Source organism: Peribacillus sp. NPDC101481, assembly GCF_044767165.1.
Taxonomy (GTDB): domain Bacteria; phylum Bacillota; class Bacilli; order Bacillales; family DSM-1321; genus Peribacillus.
In genome coordinates this window covers 1,730,482-1,745,840 of record NZ_JBIWNJ010000002.1, presented here as the reverse complement: position 1 = coordinate 1,745,840, position 15,359 = coordinate 1,730,482, and the positions used below count along the sequence as shown (strand labels likewise).

Below are 15,359 nucleotides of genomic sequence, written 5' to 3'. Positions count from 1 at the left end.
ATTTACATCCCTAGTTTCCTGACGCTTGGCTTCTCTTTCTTTATTAAGCGGCGCTTTCGAAATTAATTCTGCATAGGTACCTATGTTCATTGAATCATGCTTCTTTAATGCAGAAGTAATCTCTTTTCGGAGGGAATTCGACATCATCTAAGAATCAAAATCAAAAGCTATTAGACTTGTAAGAACACAAATTCCCTAATAACGTCCCAACATAAATGAAACCGTTTGCACCCATCAGGTAAAGGAGTTTTTCAATGAAAACAGCAGAAAATCAACCAAATGAATTAAAACGGAGCATGAAAGCAAGACATTTATTTATGATTTCAATAGGGGGATGTATTGGTACGGGCTTTTTCATCGGTTCAGGCTATACCATTCATGAAGCTGGAGCCTTCGGTGCCATCCTCTCTTACATAGTCGGCGGCTTCATCATGTATTTAACGATGCTTTGCCTAGGTGAACTATCCGTTGCCATGCCTGTTTCCGGTTCGTTTCAGACATATGCGACTAAGTTCATCGGTCCAGGAACCGGGTTTGCCATCGGATGGCTATACTGGTTAGGTTGGGCCGTTACAGTCGCCTTAGAGTTTCTGGCAGCAGGACAGCTAATGCAAAGATGGTTTCCTGAATCACCCGTATGGATGTGGTGTGCAATCTTTGCTTTTCTCATCTTTTCACTAAACGCCTTATCAGCAAAGGCATTTGGCGAATCGGAGTTTGTTTTTTCCAGCATAAAAGTATTGGCCATCATTCTTTTCATCATCGTTGGCGGTGCTGCTATGTTTGGTATGATTGATATGAAAGGTGGACAAGAAGCTCCATTTTTCTCAAACTTTTTCGCTGAGGGTCTTTTCCCCAATGGGATATCGGCCCTGCTAATCACAATGATTACAGTGAACTTTTCCTTCCAGGGCACTGAATTAATCGGAATAGCCGCAGGAGAAAGTGAAAACCCGGAAAAGGTCATACCAAAATCCATCAAACAAACCGTTTGGAGAACCCTTTTCTTCTTTGTTCTTTCTGTCACTGTACTTTCTGCGCTGATCCCAAGGGAAAAAGCCGGTATCTCAGAAAGTCCATTCGTTGTTGTACTTGATAGTCTCGGAGTTCCGTATGCAGCTGACATCATGAACTTCATCATTCTTACAGCACTTTTGTCAGTGGCGAACTCCGGTCTTTATGCTGCGACACGTATGCTCTACTCGCTTTCAAGGGAAGGTATGGCAAGTCCGAAGCTCGGTTTGGTGAATAAGAGAGGGATTCCGCTCAATGCCCTGCTCATCACCCTGGCGATTGCCGGTTTGTCATTACTTTCAAGTGTAGTAGCTGCGGACACAATATTTGTCTTTCTTCTCTCCCTTGCAGGGTTAGGTGCACAAATTGGCTGGATTGCCATTTCGGCTAGTCTTCTTGCTTTTAGAAGATCCTATACCCGCCAAGGCGGCAAGATAGAAGATCTGAAATTTAAAGTTCCGCTATACCCATTCATCCCCATACTTGCATTAATAACAAACTGCATCGTAATGATCAGTTTAGCATTTGTTCCTGAGCAGCGAATGGCCCTTTATTGCGGGGGAGCATTCTTCATTGGATGTTATGCGGTTTATCACTTTAGAGTGAAGAAAATCAAGAAAATTGAAACTCCCAAGCAGGAAGTTGAATTAAATGCCGGTAAAAAAATGGTCATTTGATCCAGAATACCGTGGAGTATAGTTAGTGGTGAAAAGCGATCTTTGGCTTTTCAAAGAAGAAATACCCTGGATGTAATCACACCCAGGGTATTTCTTTTATATAATCACCATTTCCTGCATAGCTAGCCAATTGTAAACCGCTGTTAGAACTCTTCCTTTTCCCTTCCAGCTTTTTTAGTTCCACAAACTATACCCTGACTATAATAATGCGCATATAATAGGAAGTTAAATTTCCAGCTCCATCTAGGCAATAAAAACAAATATCAAAACAAAAAAAATCATCTTAATCGATGATTTTATATTGTGCAAATTCCTTTAATTTAGGCAGGATTGGCTCTAAAATTTCCTTGGCTATGTAATCGGTATCCAATCCAATGAAACGTTCACTTTCCATGTCGACCGATCTCGCATTTTCCGGGTCATCACAAAAAATGAACGATATGATTCCGTTCTCTTCAGTCATATCTACATACTTAAATGTAATGTCATGTTTCGTAAGACAACTTTCAAACGCAATGCACAATTCATCTATATTTGATTGACTAATAGATGTGAATTTCATATTGATCATCCCCTCTGCTAAAGGATAGCAAAATAAAGCATGAATTTCAAAGCGAAATTCATGTCCCATTCTTATATTCATGATTCATCTGACACTTTTGAAAAGGAAAATGACATAAAAACTTGCCCTTGTTTGTAATTTCACCATATGAAGCCATTTGATGAAGATGTATGGGTAAGGATTTCCCCATTATAAATGTATGTAACCAATCGATTTCATACAATTTTCCACCTTTATCCTGATTTAATTTTTAAGCGATTAATAAGGATTGCCATAGGCATAATCGCATTTTGTATCGCCGGGATATGCAGTTCCTCATGAATATTCCATGGCATGTCTCATATCTTTATACAAACACCTTGTTAGGAGTGGTCCAACATGAAGTCTTTTTATAAAGGAACGCTCATTTTGATTGTTGCAGCGTTTTTTGGTGAATGTATCGAATTTTTAGTGAACATGCTCCTAGCCAGGGAATTACACGAAGAGGGCATGGGGCTTTATATGTCCATATTGCCAATTTTCTTTTTGATATATGTGATCGCCAGCCTTGAATTACATATTTCCATTTCAAAATTCGTCGCGGAAAATAAACAGGCAATGCATTATAATCTTATCGTTCATGCACTTAAAATGGCTGCAGTCGTCGTATTGGTAATGTGTGTAGTCATGCCTTTCATACTTTCCTTCTCATCCATAATGGACAAATACCATCCCTATATTAAATGGCTGCTCATCACAGTGATCCCAATAGTTGCCTTTTCGTCAATTGCAAGAGGCTATTTCATGGGTGTCCAGCAAATGGGGAAGATTGCTTTTTCCAACTTTTTGAAGGATATCATTCAATTCGGCTTACTTTTCCTTATCTTTAACTTATTTCATTTTAACCAGGAAAAGTCATTATTGATGGCCTTTTTTGTTTTGATTGGCAGTGAGTTCCTCGTTTTTCTATACTTGATCAACCTTTTGATTCTTCAAATGCGAATCATGAGGCGCGGTACAAACTCACGGACAACCGGTAAACATGCCCGGCAAAAGTTATTGGCGGTTTCGCTGCCCACCATGGGGTTAAGGATCTTTCATGCGATAACAAATGCGATCCAACCTTTTTTGATCCACACTGCCCTTCTCTCGGCAGGATTCGGTGCGGTAGTGGCTACAGAGCATTTTGGGATGCTTACTGGAGTAGCGATGACGATCGGCTTCTTCCCAGCCTTTATCGCACATTCCTTAATGATCATGCTCATTCCGAATGTTTCGAATGCTTACAAAAGGCAGGATAAGGAAAAATTGAGGGTTTTATTGCAAAAATCGATGTCTTTCACCGTACTGTATGGAGTTCCGGCTGTGATCTTCATTTATTTCTTTGCGGAACCTTTGACCTCCCTCTTTTTTTCTTCAACATCTGCCGCATACTATTTAAAATTATTATGTCCTTATTTCCTTTTTCATTTTTTTGTCATTCCCATGCAAGCCTATCTCATCGGCCTTGGTTTAGTGAAGGATGCTTTCATTCATACCGTATGGTCCCATATTGTTGCCTTTTTAATGATGTATATCCTAGGCTCCCAGGCTTCTCTTAATATGGGAGGAATCATTTTAGGAATGAATACTGGTGCTGTATTATTAACTTTCATGCACTACTTGACCATTTGCAAAAAAATCGGCATAAGCATCTTACTGACGAAATCAAGATCGATATCGATAAAGTGAGGCAAAAACCAAAGCAAAATCTCTTGCTGTTATTGGTATATAAAGATTTAGATTAAAAAAATTGAGCCTTTCCCTGTACATATCACCTTCGTTACTGTATATTTCAACATACTTGGGTAATAATCAAGTAAAATGGTTTAAACTAACCATACAATAGTAATGGAGTGATTTCATGAGTAAAGCTAAGGCTAAGAGCGGAACGGGTAAAGGTACCGGCACAGGAACGGGCAAGAAGGGCTGGAATCGTTGGAAAACAGGTGCCAATAAGAAAAAAAGCGCCAAACCATATGTAAGTAAAGGCATCAAACATTCCAATGACTCAAAAGCATCCGGTCATGCTGAAGGTGACAAGACAGATAAATAATTGCTTGTCCTAAAGCCCATAATTTTATGTTTGTTCCATATTCTCATACAGGGTGTTAAGTGATCTGTATGAGAGAAATGGGTCTTATATATAATAAACCACGGGCGATATCCATATCACGCCTATTATACATATCATCAAAAAAGACACTCCAATTCCCGGTAGTGTCTTTCACTTTTTTTAATATTTTCTTTTTATCTAAATTGGCTTTTGGGTTTGATGGCATTGATTTTTTTCGGGGAAAAATCTGTACGGAAGCCGTTAGTGGCTTTTTTAACAGAGTCTGTAACTGAATGTATCGCTTCACCAACATCCTGTGCAGAATCCAATAATGGTTCAACCGTTTTCATTTTAGTTTTTACATCGTCTGTGATTTCATTTGCAGTTTGCAATAGTTGTTTCGATTCGCCAGATAGATCATGAATGGCATTTCTCACTTCAGCCAAGGTTTGATTGGCTTCTCCTATCGTGGCCATTCCCTTTTGAAGGGTACCGATTAAAAATACGACCAACCAAATGAAGGCTAAGGCTATCGCAGCCACACTATATTCAATAATCATGATAAAGCTCCCCCTCTAAAATAAATGATAGAAACGATTGCTTCAAATATGTTAGTGTATCCCGGGGTGCCTGTTTTTAATGTTAAATGGTACTACTTGATTTTGATTTGCACCCCCTCAGCTTCAGTTCGAGTCAAAGGAGCTGTCGGAGATAATTCCTTGTGGCGGCCTTCCAAACTGGCTTCTTTCATGGAATTGGTTACATTATGAATCATTTCCCCAACATCTTGAGCGGATTCTAGCAATGGATCGACATTTTCCATCTTCCCTTTTACATCCGCTGTAATTTGATTGGCAGAGTGGATCAATTGTTTGGACTCTTGCGTCAATCCATGTACTGCATTCCTTACCTCTTCCAGTGTCTTATTTGTTTCTTCAAGCGTTCCCATTCCTTTACGCAGCGTCTGGTTGACATTATATATCAAATACACGACGGCTCCGGAGACACTGGCAACACTTAATTTAATAAACATTTTCATATATCCACTCCCTTCATTTAAATTTATGCACTGTCCCTTCCATTCATTCCCTAAAGTCCATCACTTGTCCGTTCAGTTTTAATGAACCTTTTACCTTTATCCTAAAAGAAGTTAAGGGTAGTTTAAAGGTTAATAGTAAGGGTGAGACCATATTTAGGAGGAGATTTGTTCATGTCACATGTGTATCATTCATCTGTTATCCAAACTTTAAATGATTGTATGACCGCGTGTAATCATTGCTACGACGCATGCTTAAAAGAAGATCATGTAAACATGATGGTGGAATGCATTCGCTTGGATCGGGAATGTGCGGATATTTGCTCTTATTTAGGACAGGCGATCGGGAGAGGAACACCGTTTATTTCAGAGTTGGCTGAAGTGTGTGCCAAGATTTGTGAAAGCTGCGGAAACGAATGTAAAAAACACGATCATGAACATTGTCAAAAATGTGCTGAGGCCTGCTTGAGATGTGCAGAAGAATGCAGAAAATTAGTCGCTTGATGTAAGGAATAGCAATTAAGCTATTCCTTTTATTATCCTCCCCCCTTACCTACCTATTATTTTGTTAGTACTATTAAAGGATGATGATATTATTAATATATTCTAGCGAGGTATATGTTAAAATTTATATACCAAGAAATTTTAACAATACGAAAAACATATATTGAAAACCGCCCTTTTTAGGCACACTAGTATTAAAAACAGGAGGATATTATGACACCTCGGAATGTTCCTGCTAAAGATGATGCAGAAGTGAAAGATACCACGGCTTCACCTGATAAGGAAAGCGAAACAGCCAAACTCAATCGGTTACTAGGTGCGGTCATGCGATATTTATCAGATGATGAGCAAGAAGAAATTGATATAGAGTATCTTCTCGAAAACACCGAAGGGCTGCGTGATTGGTGGAGCGAATATAGGGAGCTTGATCGAAAACGGGTCGAAGAAGAAATAAAAAATTCCCTAACGAACCTATCCCTTGAAGAACTTGAAAACATCCGTGAACAAATCCGCACGAAGGAATAATAAAAAATTCCCTGGATCGGGATTTAACCTAATCATGCAGGGAATTTTTCTTTCTTATTATATATAAACACATATTTTTTTGTATTTACGATCATGCGACACCAGAAATCCTTTATTCAACACTCAATGACTTTAGTTCCAGTTGATCGATCATGTAATCCACTAATGCATGTAATGGATTTAAAACTGCCTTTCCTGTCTCAAGCTCATAACTCATAGCTGCTTCGACCATTGACAGTTGAGCGACCGACATCGGTCTTTCTTCGTTATTAAACTGGTAAAGGAAGTTCATGATTTCCTGGTTATATTTCTCTCCCAATCCCTGCATAATCAATTCAAAGGCATTGTCGATAATGATAACTTCAAAATCCACAGCGGCATATTCTTCAGCATGGGCATTTAAACGTTTGATTGTTCCTTCAACAGTTGCTGGGTTCGTGAATAAAATCATTTGCGGTTGCTGCAATTGGCAAATTTGCTCAAAATATGGTTCATCGATTTTAATGATAGGCATGGGTAAGGATAGTTGTTCTTCGTTTAAAAAGGCGATGTAGTTTGTACAGGTTATCAGAATGGCATCCACTTTACATTCGGCAATCCATTCGACTTGTTCTTTTACCCTTTTTTGAGCATCCGAATTGTTAAAAGTTGCATCAGATGACACCCGATGCATCAATCCCGGTTCAACAAAATGAAGCCATTCAATATCAAATTTCGAGAATGCGGCTTCGATGTATTTTATATTTGTATAGTGTGCATGCAAACAGCCTATCTTTTTTTTCATAAATCTCCCGCTTTCATCAGTTAGTATTCTGATTATTCTAACACAAAAAGCGGCGGTACATTGACCGCTCCGGAAAAAACGATCATTTGCCATAGCCCTCTCCTGCCATTATCGGGGGAAAAAGACTGCTTCTTTGAGCCAGAAGGCTCAGTTGGTATGAATCCTACTCTCGAGCATATATTTATCAAGTCGATAGCAAGAGGTATCATCAGAAAACGGAATAAAAAAATTATCAAAATGAGAGAATTATACTGTAATAGTAGATAAAAAATATTTATATTGGAGAGTGTTCACCATTCTTTATTTAATTGCGATTATTTTCCCTCCATTAGCCGTATTATTAGCTGGTAAACCCGTTCAGGCAGTGCTAAATTTGGTCCTCACACTATTTTTTTATGTACCTGGTTTAATTCATGCAATCTTAGTGGTGCATGATAAGAAAGCTGATAAACGAATGAAGCAGCAAGCAGCGATTATTTCTAAATCGAAACAAACAACTAAGTGATTTAGACAACCACTAATAACCCGAATGAAGCACAAGGTGCATCTTATTCGGGTTATTACTATCGAAAGATTCGTTTAATTGAATCTGTGCGTCTTCCTAAGCCCTCTATGATAACAAGCGTCACATATTTGAAAACGCGAGTCATCCGGCAGCCTTTTTCCACAGCGCTTGCATTTTTTTTGATAATTCAACATTTCGTCTTTTAACTGATCATGAACGCCATCACTGATTTCTTCACGGATACGCTCCCAATAAACAGCTTCGGTCCGCTTACCCATGCGATATAAAAATAATAGATGAAGACCTATCGCTTTATAAGATAGCTCCAATTCCTCCAGATTCCTTGTTTTGATGACCGGTTCAGGAAGGTCACTGTTCTCGGCAATCGCTTCGACTGTCTCCAGCCACTGTCTGATAAGACTTGGTTCTTTTGCGGAAAATGGAATATGCAGGAAACCATATAAATCCATTAATGAAAAACGGGCTTCGATTTCAGTATCCCGTATTAGTTCGTAAAGCTCCCTTTCTTCCGATAGTGATGCCTTTTTCGTGCCTTTAGGGGGCTCAAACCTCTCCCACATTTCGAAAAATGTCCCTAGGTTCCGGTAATATTTTTGAAAACGTTCAAATACAGCAGAAGTTGGGGCGATTGTAAAGGTTTGAACTGGCTCATCAACTTGTTCCAGCAACTTATTCATAATTTTGATATCTGCTGTAAATGCTACCTTTCCAGTGTCATAAATCCCCTTTCTACCCGCTCGACCTGCGATTTGTTTGATTTCTTGAGAAGTCAACCTTCTTCTTCGTGTCCCGTCGAATTTTTCATTTTCAAGAAAGACGATACGGCGTATTGGCAAGTTCAATCCCATTCCAATTGCATCGGTGGCAACCACAACTGATGTTTCACCGCGATTGAATAGCTCTATTTGCCGTTTCCTATTTTCAGGAGGCATACTTCCGTATATCATGCTCACATTATGTCCACTCTCTTTTAGCCGGGACGCGGTCTCGAGTACCTGCCTTCTCGAAAAACAAATAAGCGCATCTCCTTTTTTCGTATACTTCAGGCCAAACTCCCTTTGTTCTACCTCAAGCGGTATTTCCCGTCTGTATTCGTGGAGTTCCAAATCAGCTTCATTCAGAAGGTTCAGAAGCATCTTTTTGATATTATTGCTCCCGATAATGTGTACTTCTTTCGCATTAGCTTGCGTGATTGCCCTAAACCATGAAAAGCCTCGATCTTTATCGGCAATCATTTGGGCTTCATCTATGACGATTACTTCGTGGTAATCCTTTTCATGAAACATTTCAACGGTGCTGGAGACATGTTTAGCACCCGCCACTGCCTTTTCTTCTTCACCTGTTTTTAATGAACAAGGTACACCGTCAGCATTTAATTTATCAAACACTTCAAGGGCCAGCAGTCTAAGTGGAGCTAGGTACAAACCGCTTTCCGCTTCTTTCATTTTTTCCAGGGCCTTATGCGTCTTCCCAGTATTTGTCTCTCCTATATGCAAAACATATCGAACTTTTTTCCCTAATGATGGAGTATAGGCCTTACCGATGATGTCATTGATCATCCTTTGCTCTTCTGCCAGCTTCCTGGCTTGCTCTGCCAATACTTCAGCTTTTCTTCTCTCTCTGTTCTCCACGTCTTTTTCGTATATTTCTTCGTGCAATGTTTCATTAAAAGGAATTCCTTCCAGCTTCAGTAAATCAGAAAGGTATTCTTCCTGAAGTTCATCAAAACAGGACTGAGACAAATCGGCCAATTCATCGCTTAGTATACCTTGAAGGGCTTCAACCGTCAGCCTTTCCCCATATGACTCTAAAAAATCATGATGCAGTGCAGCAGATAGATTGTTCAAGTATTTGTCAGGGGCTATTTTCATTATGAAATCCGAAACTAATCTTTCATACCTGAAGAAGTAATTTTCATATTCATAACGGTTCCTTCCCCAACCGACTAACGAGTGAATATCGCCTGTCAGCTCTTCAAAAAAATCAGTGACCATTAAGTATTCGGCAGCTTGAAAGTCCCCCTCTTCCACCAATTGTTCTTCAAGCAAGTATGGATCGACATATTGGAATTTAGGCTTATTCTTAAGATCTTTTGTCAATATACCGGCAATATAATACCTGGCATGTAAATATAATAGAAGGGAGTTATTTTCGAAAAATGTATTTGCCTCTTCTTGAAGCCTCGCACGTATTTTCCAACGTTGCTTGGCAAGCCGCTGTTCTTCTTGTCGCCTAAAGAATTTTTCCCTTGCATTTTTATATCTCTTTTCCCAATCTTCCTGATTGTCAGCAAAGGTTTTTTTAATCCATGTTAAGCTATCAAACGGACGATACTTCTTTAATTCGTTCCGGAACATGCTATTGATCAGTTTATGATCTGAACCTTCCGTTACAAAGCCCCTTTCGCTTAAAAATGCCTTTTTTTCCTTTCTGGGCACATCATTTGACGCTTTATTTATCCAAACATTTATCCAAATTTGCTCTATAAAGGTCGTCCTGTCTGATATATATGCTGAATAAGAAGGCATTGTCTCTTGATTCTCTAAATAAAAATCCATATCCTGGATTATTTTTTCCTTTGTATTCTCAATCGCAATAGGATATATACTTTCTAATTTTCCCATAATGATCCCCTTTTGAATTATCCAATATGTACTTTAATACTTCCTTTTATCCTCCCCAAATTATTGTTTAAAATGAGCGTGGGTATATTCGTTTTATCTATTTAAATTCAAGTGCTCTGTTAACATGAGAAGGTTAAGAAATGCCAAATACTATTCTCTCCAAGGTAAATATGCAAAATCCACCAAATATGCACCTTGGAGTTACTCTTACCAATTCATTTAAAGTATAATTCATGAAGAATAGACTGATCATTGATTTGGAATTTTTGGTTTATGCCCATCCCGGAAACCCGGAAATGGATACATAGGTTTAGTAATTTTGTAATCAGGTAAATTAAAATTTAATGATATTAAAAAAAAGCCGAAAATAAAGTAAAGGTAAATTTTTAAACTTTCTCGATAACATTATTCATCCATAAAACGAATCCATCCCCTTAATTGAGTTTAGTGGAAATTCGGACAACTGTCACGGTATTGAGATTCCGATTTTGTGTCCTTGGCGTTCAATATGAGAATTAACATCCGGAAATCTAAAAAGACTATAAATAAATGAGGAGCCTGAGAATGATTCAGCAAGATATCAACTATTATAAGAATTTCGATTCCATCGCTAAAGAAGTATTAGCACTATTAGATCAAACCATAGAGGTCAATACATTCTTCGTTTCTATATTGAATCCGATACATAGTTTCATGATCAAATCCTTAAATAGAAATGCAAAGTTGATTTGTGAAGGTGACATCCTTCCTTATAATATGGTTTATTGCAAATTAGTTGCTGAGAATGGCTTGGAACCACTCGTTATCCCGAATTTGGGGGAACATGAATTGACTAGTTGTCACCCCGTAACGAAGCTTATAGGAAATGGGTGTATTATGGGAGCTCCCCTTACTATTGAGGGTGAAATCATTGGAACATTATGTGCATTCGACATTAAACCTCATGATTTTAAAGAATATGATCTGATCCTCATTAAGTCCATGGCAGCTTTGATTAGTCATACCATCAATCTTGAAAAAGGGATTATCAGGGATCCTTTGTCAGGTCTATATAATCGGAACTTCATTTATAATTATTTTGATTATCATAAAGATAAAACAAACGATGAAATGGCTCTTCTTTACATCGATCTTGATCATTTTAAATTTTTCAATGATTCCTATGGTCATGATACTGGTGATGAAGTTATTAAAAAGGCAGCCGAATGTTTTTTGCAAGCCGTTCCCGAAGGCAGTCATGTGGCTCGAATTGGTGGTGATGAATTCATTGTATTATTACATCCAGCACATTGTGAGGATTTAATGAAAAGCACTCAGCAAAACGCTGAATTAATATTGAACCGTTTATCCACCATGCCCATTACCATTAATGGAAATGAGCAATTTGTATCAGCTAGCATAGGGATAAGCTTTTACCCTCATCAAGGTACGGAAATGGACTCACTTTTGAAAAAAGCGGACCGTTCCATGTATATGGCTAAGAAATCCGGCCGTAAGAATATTCAATACTACCACCCGCAGTGATTATCTTAAAAATAAAAAAACCAGTTCTCCTTAGAGACTGGCTTTCTTTTACCTTAAAAAAATCCAACGTTTAGCTTTCAGCCTTTGCAAAAGCTTGAGCAGATCAGCATTTCCCTTATGTATCCGTTTTTCGGACGGTGAAGCGGAGGGGATCGGGATGTTAACTCTCTCGGGTTTTTTGTTCATATTCTGAAAGACCCTTCCTATTCTTTGATTTTGAATAGTATATGCGGGTTTTCCATTAAATATCATAAGGAAAGGAAAAACCCCTTCCCCTTATAAAACATTTTTTAACCGGCTGAAGCGTGCAGCTTTTTCTTTTTGATTCAGGATAATGCGTTCGTTCTGTTTCATCACTTTTTTAGTGTGGGGACTTAAACCTACATCAGGTATTTTCACCTGTGGTTTGATTACGGCAACTGACACATCATTGCCGGCTTTATCATAAATGCTCATTTATCCTCACCACCTGGTTTTTGTTTTATGACCATATCGAACATCATGATTAGTAATGCTATTAATAAACAATCGACTTCTGAAACGAAGCTTTCCGATTTAACGTCAATGATATAGGGTTCCATCAAAATGCTTACTGGCTGCAAAGCCATTTTTTCTTCATCATTATAATACGTATCTTCTCTTTCCAATGTAGCACGGATGTTACTGCCATTCAAGTTCGGATGCCCATTAATCACCAATTGCTTGTCCTGTTCCGTTTTGAAAGGAAGAATTTTCACGTTCATGCCTTCCTTAGCTGCATATGCTTGAAGGAGAATGCTCAAATATGCCAAGTATTCCTTATTCGATTGATAATACTCAGGTATTCCTTCTTTCTTTAGGAGATGAAACATATTTTTGACCTTTTCCCTATTATCCGTTAAAAGTTTGTCACTTTCCGCAACCGCTTTTGTTGCATAGGACAGCTCGTTATCGCCAATCTTCGATATATACATGCTCAAGAATACAAACATATCAATAAGGATGAATACGATAGCCATAATCAAGAAATTTTTCCACTCATTAAAAATGCTCATCGGATAGAAATTCCAATAAATCAAAGCTCCCAGTACAAAAATGATATACCAGGTTTTTCGAATCGCTTCAATCCTTTTACTTACCTTGTCCTTATATTTCCAAGAAAGTATGACATATGCCAATAAAGCAATAAATACTACCCATACAAAGACTCTGAAAAACATTAACAATCGATTTATCACCCTACCCTTCAGCAGCTACATTCATTATCCCGCTCTCTATATTATTCATTATATATACCACTATTCCCTGCCTAAGACGGGTGAAACTTAAACACTTGCCAGAAGTTTTCACTAGCTGAATGACATCATAGTAAATAACCCTATATATTCTGTGATATGATATGTTTTAATAAAAAGGCATGATTAATATGGGAGGAAACTATCATGATGAAAATTATTAAGATCCTCATTTCTTCTTTTATACTATTATTACTTTTCCTAAACCTCTATCCTCCACTTGGAAGAAGGATAAACAAAGAAAAAGTGAGAAGATTCACTACAAAAGAGAATTTTTCCAAGGGAAAATTCCAAAATCAGATTCCAGCCAGTCAAGCGATGAGTCTTAAGCATACTGGTTCGATTTTACGTGATTTCATAAAACCCAATCCAAAAAGGAGGCCCGACCAGCCAATCGTAATTGGAACAAAAGAACCTGGATCTATGAATGCCAATAAAATCACCTGGTTTGGTCATTCTGCATTCATGTTGGAGTTAGATGGGAAAACCATTTTAGTGGATCCCATGTTTGGCAAAGCACCAACTCCCTTTCCTTGGTTTGGGAACAAGCGTTTCAGCGGGGAGCTGCCTATTGATTTGGATATGCTGCCTCCTATCGATGCCGTCCTGCTCTCACATGATCACTACGATCATTTGGATTATTACTCAATAAAGAAACTAAAGGATAAGGTCAGTCAGTTCATTGTTCCACTAGGTGTCGGCGGACACCTTGAAAGATGGGGAGTTAAACAAGAACTGATTCAGGAACATAATTGGTGGGATGAGGTTTCATTCAAGGGTTTGCGATTTGTCTGCACGCCTGCAAGGCATTTTTCTGGAAGAAGTTTACGCGATGGCAATACAACACTTTGGTGCTCTTGGGTAATTAAAGGAAAACAAGAAAAGGTATTTTTTAGCGGAGATAGTGGATATGGCAGCCATTTTAAAGAAATAGGCGAAAAATTCGGGCCTTTTGATATTACTTTAATGGAATGCGGCCAATATGATGAACGCTGGTCAACCATCCATATGATTCCAGAAGAAACTGTACAAGCACATATAGATGTGCAAGGTAAACGGATGCTCCCCATTCATTGGGCTGGTTTCACATTGTCTTTTCATGACTGGACAGATCCGATAGAACGGGTAACAAAAGCGGCCAATGATCTTGGAGTCCAGGTCTGCACACCTCAAATAGGCGAACCAGTGGCCATTGGTTCAACGGATTTCCCTCAAACAAGATGGTGGAAATGAAAAAGATCCATCCCAAATGGGATGGATCTTTTTCATTCATTCACAGTTTCCCTTCATTATATTCAAGATTCACTTTTATTGAATGCTCTTTCTTCACTCCAAAATAATTCGTTCCTATTACACCTAAAATGATTAGTATCGAACCCAATATATCGTAGATTGTAATCTTTTCATTTAAAATGAGAGCCCCTGCTGCAATCGTGACAACAGTGGAAAGATTTGCAAACACACTCATTTGGGACGCTTTGATTTTTGATAAGATCGTATTGGATAATAACGAAGTGACCAATGAAGCCAATATTCCCAAATACAAAATGGAACTGATGAATTCCATGCTCGACCATGGTGTAAAGAAATTCGGCATCGTTCCTTGTTTTAAGTGGGTGAAAAGCGCAGCTACGTTAAAAATGACAAAGCCTGTTCCCATCATGAAAAAGGACATTTCACCTGGTGTATAGTCCTTGGCAAGGGAACGGGTCATCGTTGTATAACATGCAGTTGCAATACAGGATAGCAGGATCAACACCATCCCTAGCATGTCGGAAAAATTGATTGTGCTCCCTTTCATCACAAAAATGAATAATACCCCAACTACCGACAAGACAATCGAAAGTTTTTGATATAAAGATGTTTTCTCCTTAAGGAAATATCCAGCTATCATCAATGTTAGAATCGGGGTGACCGCAGACAGAATTCCAGCATCGGTGGATTGCGAATACTTAAGTCCGAAAGTTTGAAAGGCAAAGAAAAGAGTTGGGAATAACAAAGATAACGGAACAAGATTTTTAACCGACTCCCAGGAATAGTTCACCTTAATGACTTTAAAGACGACCAGGAATAAAATGATGACGAAAGAAACGGAGAACCGGAACGCCAAAGTATCCAGCGGATTCGATTCTGCAATCGCCATTTTCGTAAATAAGAAAGATAGGCCGACAATACTTGAATGAATTAGCGCTAACATGTATGCAAATGTTCGGGTTTTCATGGCTGCAACTCCTC

16 protein-coding genes are annotated in these 15,359 nt (G+C 38.5%); 8 read left to right on the top strand and 8 right to left on the bottom strand.

The annotated features are described in order from the left end of the window. The first annotated feature begins 254 nt into the window (after window positions 1-254). Entirely contained in the window at window positions 255-1,691 is a 1,437-nt protein-coding gene (locus tag ACIROD_RS18380) for an amino acid permease (protein WP_096339573.1), read from the top strand. A gap of 283 nt (window positions 1,692-1,974) precedes the next feature. Here the strand turns inward: ACIROD_RS18380 and ACIROD_RS18375 are convergent, their stop codons facing one another. Continuing rightward, complete coding sequence (locus ACIROD_RS18375; RefSeq protein WP_157830982.1) at window positions 1,975-2,253, bottom strand: hypothetical protein; 279 nt, start codon at window positions 2,251-2,253, stop codon at window positions 1,975-1,977. 378 nt (window positions 2,254-2,631) lie between these two features. Here ACIROD_RS18375 and ACIROD_RS18370 point away from each other — a divergent pair, with 378 nt between their 5' ends. Together ACIROD_RS18370 and ACIROD_RS18365 are read left to right on the top strand one after the other, a co-directional pair. Next, a complete protein-coding gene (locus ACIROD_RS18370; protein WP_101222079.1) occupies window positions 2,632-3,963 on the top strand; it encodes an oligosaccharide flippase family protein in 1,332 nt (443 codons plus the stop codon). Window positions 3,964-4,135: 172 nt separating this feature from the next. Then, entirely contained in the window at window positions 4,136-4,327 is a 192-nt protein-coding gene (locus tag ACIROD_RS18365) for a DUF3934 family protein (RefSeq protein ID WP_260357596.1), read from the top strand. Between the two features lie 194 nt (window positions 4,328-4,521). On the opposite strand, the gene ACIROD_RS18360 is transcribed toward ACIROD_RS18365, so the two are convergent. Together ACIROD_RS18360 and ACIROD_RS18355 are read right to left on the bottom strand one after the other, a co-directional pair. Continuing rightward, on the bottom strand, window positions 4,522-4,887 hold the full coding sequence (locus ACIROD_RS18360) for a DUF948 domain-containing protein (protein WP_260357595.1): 366 nt from the start codon (window positions 4,885-4,887) through the stop codon (window positions 4,522-4,524). A 92-nt stretch (window positions 4,888-4,979) separates the two neighbouring features. Further along, complete coding sequence (locus tag ACIROD_RS18355) at window positions 4,980-5,366, bottom strand: DUF948 domain-containing protein (RefSeq protein WP_402942737.1); 387 nt, start codon at window positions 5,364-5,366, stop codon at window positions 4,980-4,982. A 171-nt stretch (window positions 5,367-5,537) separates the two neighbouring features. Here ACIROD_RS18355 and ACIROD_RS18350 point away from each other — a divergent pair, with 171 nt between their 5' ends. Both ACIROD_RS18350 and ACIROD_RS18345 read left to right on the top strand, forming a co-directional pair. Continuing rightward, on the top strand, window positions 5,538-5,867 hold the full coding sequence (locus ACIROD_RS18350) for a four-helix bundle copper-binding protein (protein WP_402942734.1): 330 nt from the start codon (window positions 5,538-5,540) through the stop codon (window positions 5,865-5,867). 213 nt (window positions 5,868-6,080) lie between these two features. Further along, window positions 6,081-6,392 (top strand): hypothetical protein, encoded by a 312-nt coding sequence (locus ACIROD_RS18345; RefSeq protein ID WP_101222074.1) that lies wholly within the window; start codon window positions 6,081-6,083, stop codon window positions 6,390-6,392. 112 nt (window positions 6,393-6,504) lie between these two features. Here ACIROD_RS18345 and ACIROD_RS18340 read toward each other — a convergent pair whose 3' ends face one another. After that, window positions 6,505-7,176 (bottom strand): hypothetical protein, encoded by a 672-nt coding sequence (locus ACIROD_RS18340; RefSeq protein WP_402942731.1) that lies wholly within the window; start codon window positions 7,174-7,176, stop codon window positions 6,505-6,507. Between the two features lie 295 nt (window positions 7,177-7,471). Between ACIROD_RS18340 and ACIROD_RS18335 the strand changes: the two genes are divergently transcribed. Next, window positions 7,472-7,681 carry a YqaE/Pmp3 family membrane protein gene (locus ACIROD_RS18335; protein ID WP_101222258.1) on the top strand — a complete coding sequence of 70 codons (210 nt, stop codon included), beginning with the start codon at window positions 7,472-7,474 and terminating at the stop codon, window positions 7,679-7,681. A 74-nt stretch (window positions 7,682-7,755) separates the two neighbouring features. Here ACIROD_RS18335 and ACIROD_RS18330 read toward each other — a convergent pair whose 3' ends face one another. After that, window positions 7,756-10,326, bottom strand: coding sequence for a helicase-related protein (locus ACIROD_RS18330; protein ID WP_260357591.1), 2,571 nt, complete (start codon window positions 10,324-10,326; stop codon window positions 7,756-7,758). A gap of 564 nt (window positions 10,327-10,890) precedes the next feature. Here ACIROD_RS18330 and ACIROD_RS18325 point away from each other — a divergent pair. Then, a complete protein-coding gene (locus ACIROD_RS18325) occupies window positions 10,891-11,850 on the top strand; it encodes a sensor domain-containing diguanylate cyclase (protein WP_402942726.1) in 960 nt (319 codons plus the stop codon). A gap of 276 nt (window positions 11,851-12,126) precedes the next feature. On the opposite strand, the gene ACIROD_RS18320 is transcribed toward ACIROD_RS18325, so the two are convergent. Together ACIROD_RS18320 and ACIROD_RS18315 are read right to left on the bottom strand one after the other, a co-directional pair. After that, window positions 12,127-12,306 carry a hypothetical protein gene (locus ACIROD_RS18320; RefSeq protein WP_230176330.1) on the bottom strand — a complete coding sequence of 60 codons (180 nt, stop codon included), beginning with the start codon at window positions 12,304-12,306 and terminating at the stop codon, window positions 12,127-12,129. Further along, entirely contained in the window at window positions 12,303-13,049 is a 747-nt protein-coding gene (locus ACIROD_RS18315; RefSeq protein ID WP_402943000.1) for a type II toxin-antitoxin system SpoIISA family toxin, read from the bottom strand. The genes ACIROD_RS18320 and ACIROD_RS18315 overlap by 4 nt, the downstream gene beginning before the upstream one ends. A gap of 222 nt (window positions 13,050-13,271) precedes the next feature. Between ACIROD_RS18315 and ACIROD_RS18310 the strand changes: the two genes are divergently transcribed. After that, window positions 13,272-14,357: an MBL fold metallo-hydrolase gene (locus ACIROD_RS18310; protein ID WP_311735939.1), complete on the top strand. Its 1,086-nt coding sequence runs from the start codon at window positions 13,272-13,274 to the stop codon at window positions 14,355-14,357. Window positions 14,358-14,397: 40 nt separating this feature from the next. Here ACIROD_RS18310 and ACIROD_RS18305 read toward each other — a convergent pair whose 3' ends face one another. After that, the gene (locus tag ACIROD_RS18305) at window positions 14,398-15,345 is read right to left on the bottom strand and encodes a DMT family transporter (RefSeq protein WP_230176332.1); all 948 of its coding nucleotides are present in this window, start codon (window positions 15,343-15,345) and stop codon (window positions 14,398-14,400) included. Window positions 15,346-15,359 lie beyond the last annotated feature (14 nt).

Bases quoted from the DNA above. Each gene is read 5' to 3' on its own strand.
- ACIROD_RS18380 (WP_096339573.1), top strand. From the start codon at position 255: ATGAAAACAGCAGAAAATCAACCAAATGAATTAAAACGGAGCATGAAA.
- ACIROD_RS18375 (WP_157830982.1), bottom strand. From the start codon at position 2,253: ATGAAATTCACATCTATTAGTCAATCAAATATAGATGAATTGTGCATT.
- ACIROD_RS18370 (WP_101222079.1), top strand. From the start codon at position 2,632: ATGAAGTCTTTTTATAAAGGAACGCTCATTTTGATTGTTGCAGCGTTT.
- ACIROD_RS18365 (WP_260357596.1), top strand. From the start codon at position 4,136: ATGAGTAAAGCTAAGGCTAAGAGCGGAACGGGTAAAGGTACCGGCACA.
- ACIROD_RS18360 (WP_260357595.1), bottom strand. From the start codon at position 4,887: ATGATTATTGAATATAGTGTGGCTGCGATAGCCTTAGCCTTCATTTGG.
- ACIROD_RS18355 (WP_402942737.1), bottom strand. From the start codon at position 5,366: ATGAAAATGTTTATTAAATTAAGTGTTGCCAGTGTCTCCGGAGCCGTC.
- ACIROD_RS18350 (WP_402942734.1), top strand. From the start codon at position 5,538: ATGTCACATGTGTATCATTCATCTGTTATCCAAACTTTAAATGATTGT.
- ACIROD_RS18345 (WP_101222074.1), top strand. From the start codon at position 6,081: ATGACACCTCGGAATGTTCCTGCTAAAGATGATGCAGAAGTGAAAGAT.
- ACIROD_RS18340 (WP_402942731.1), bottom strand. From the start codon at position 7,176: ATGAAAAAAAAGATAGGCTGTTTGCATGCACACTATACAAATATAAAA.
- ACIROD_RS18330 (WP_260357591.1), bottom strand. From the start codon at position 10,326: ATGGGAAAATTAGAAAGTATATATCCTATTGCGATTGAGAATACAAAG.
- ACIROD_RS18325 (WP_402942726.1), top strand. From the start codon at position 10,891: ATGATTCAGCAAGATATCAACTATTATAAGAATTTCGATTCCATCGCT.
- ACIROD_RS18320 (WP_230176330.1), bottom strand. From the start codon at position 12,306: ATGAGCATTTATGATAAAGCCGGCAATGATGTGTCAGTTGCCGTAATC.
- ACIROD_RS18315 (WP_402943000.1), bottom strand. From the start codon at position 13,049: ATGTTTTTCAGAGTCTTTGTATGGGTAGTATTTATTGCTTTATTGGCA.
- ACIROD_RS18310 (WP_311735939.1), top strand. From the start codon at position 13,272: ATGATGAAAATTATTAAGATCCTCATTTCTTCTTTTATACTATTATTA.
- ACIROD_RS18305 (WP_230176332.1), bottom strand. From the start codon at position 15,345: ATGAAAACCCGAACATTTGCATACATGTTAGCGCTAATTCATTCAAGT.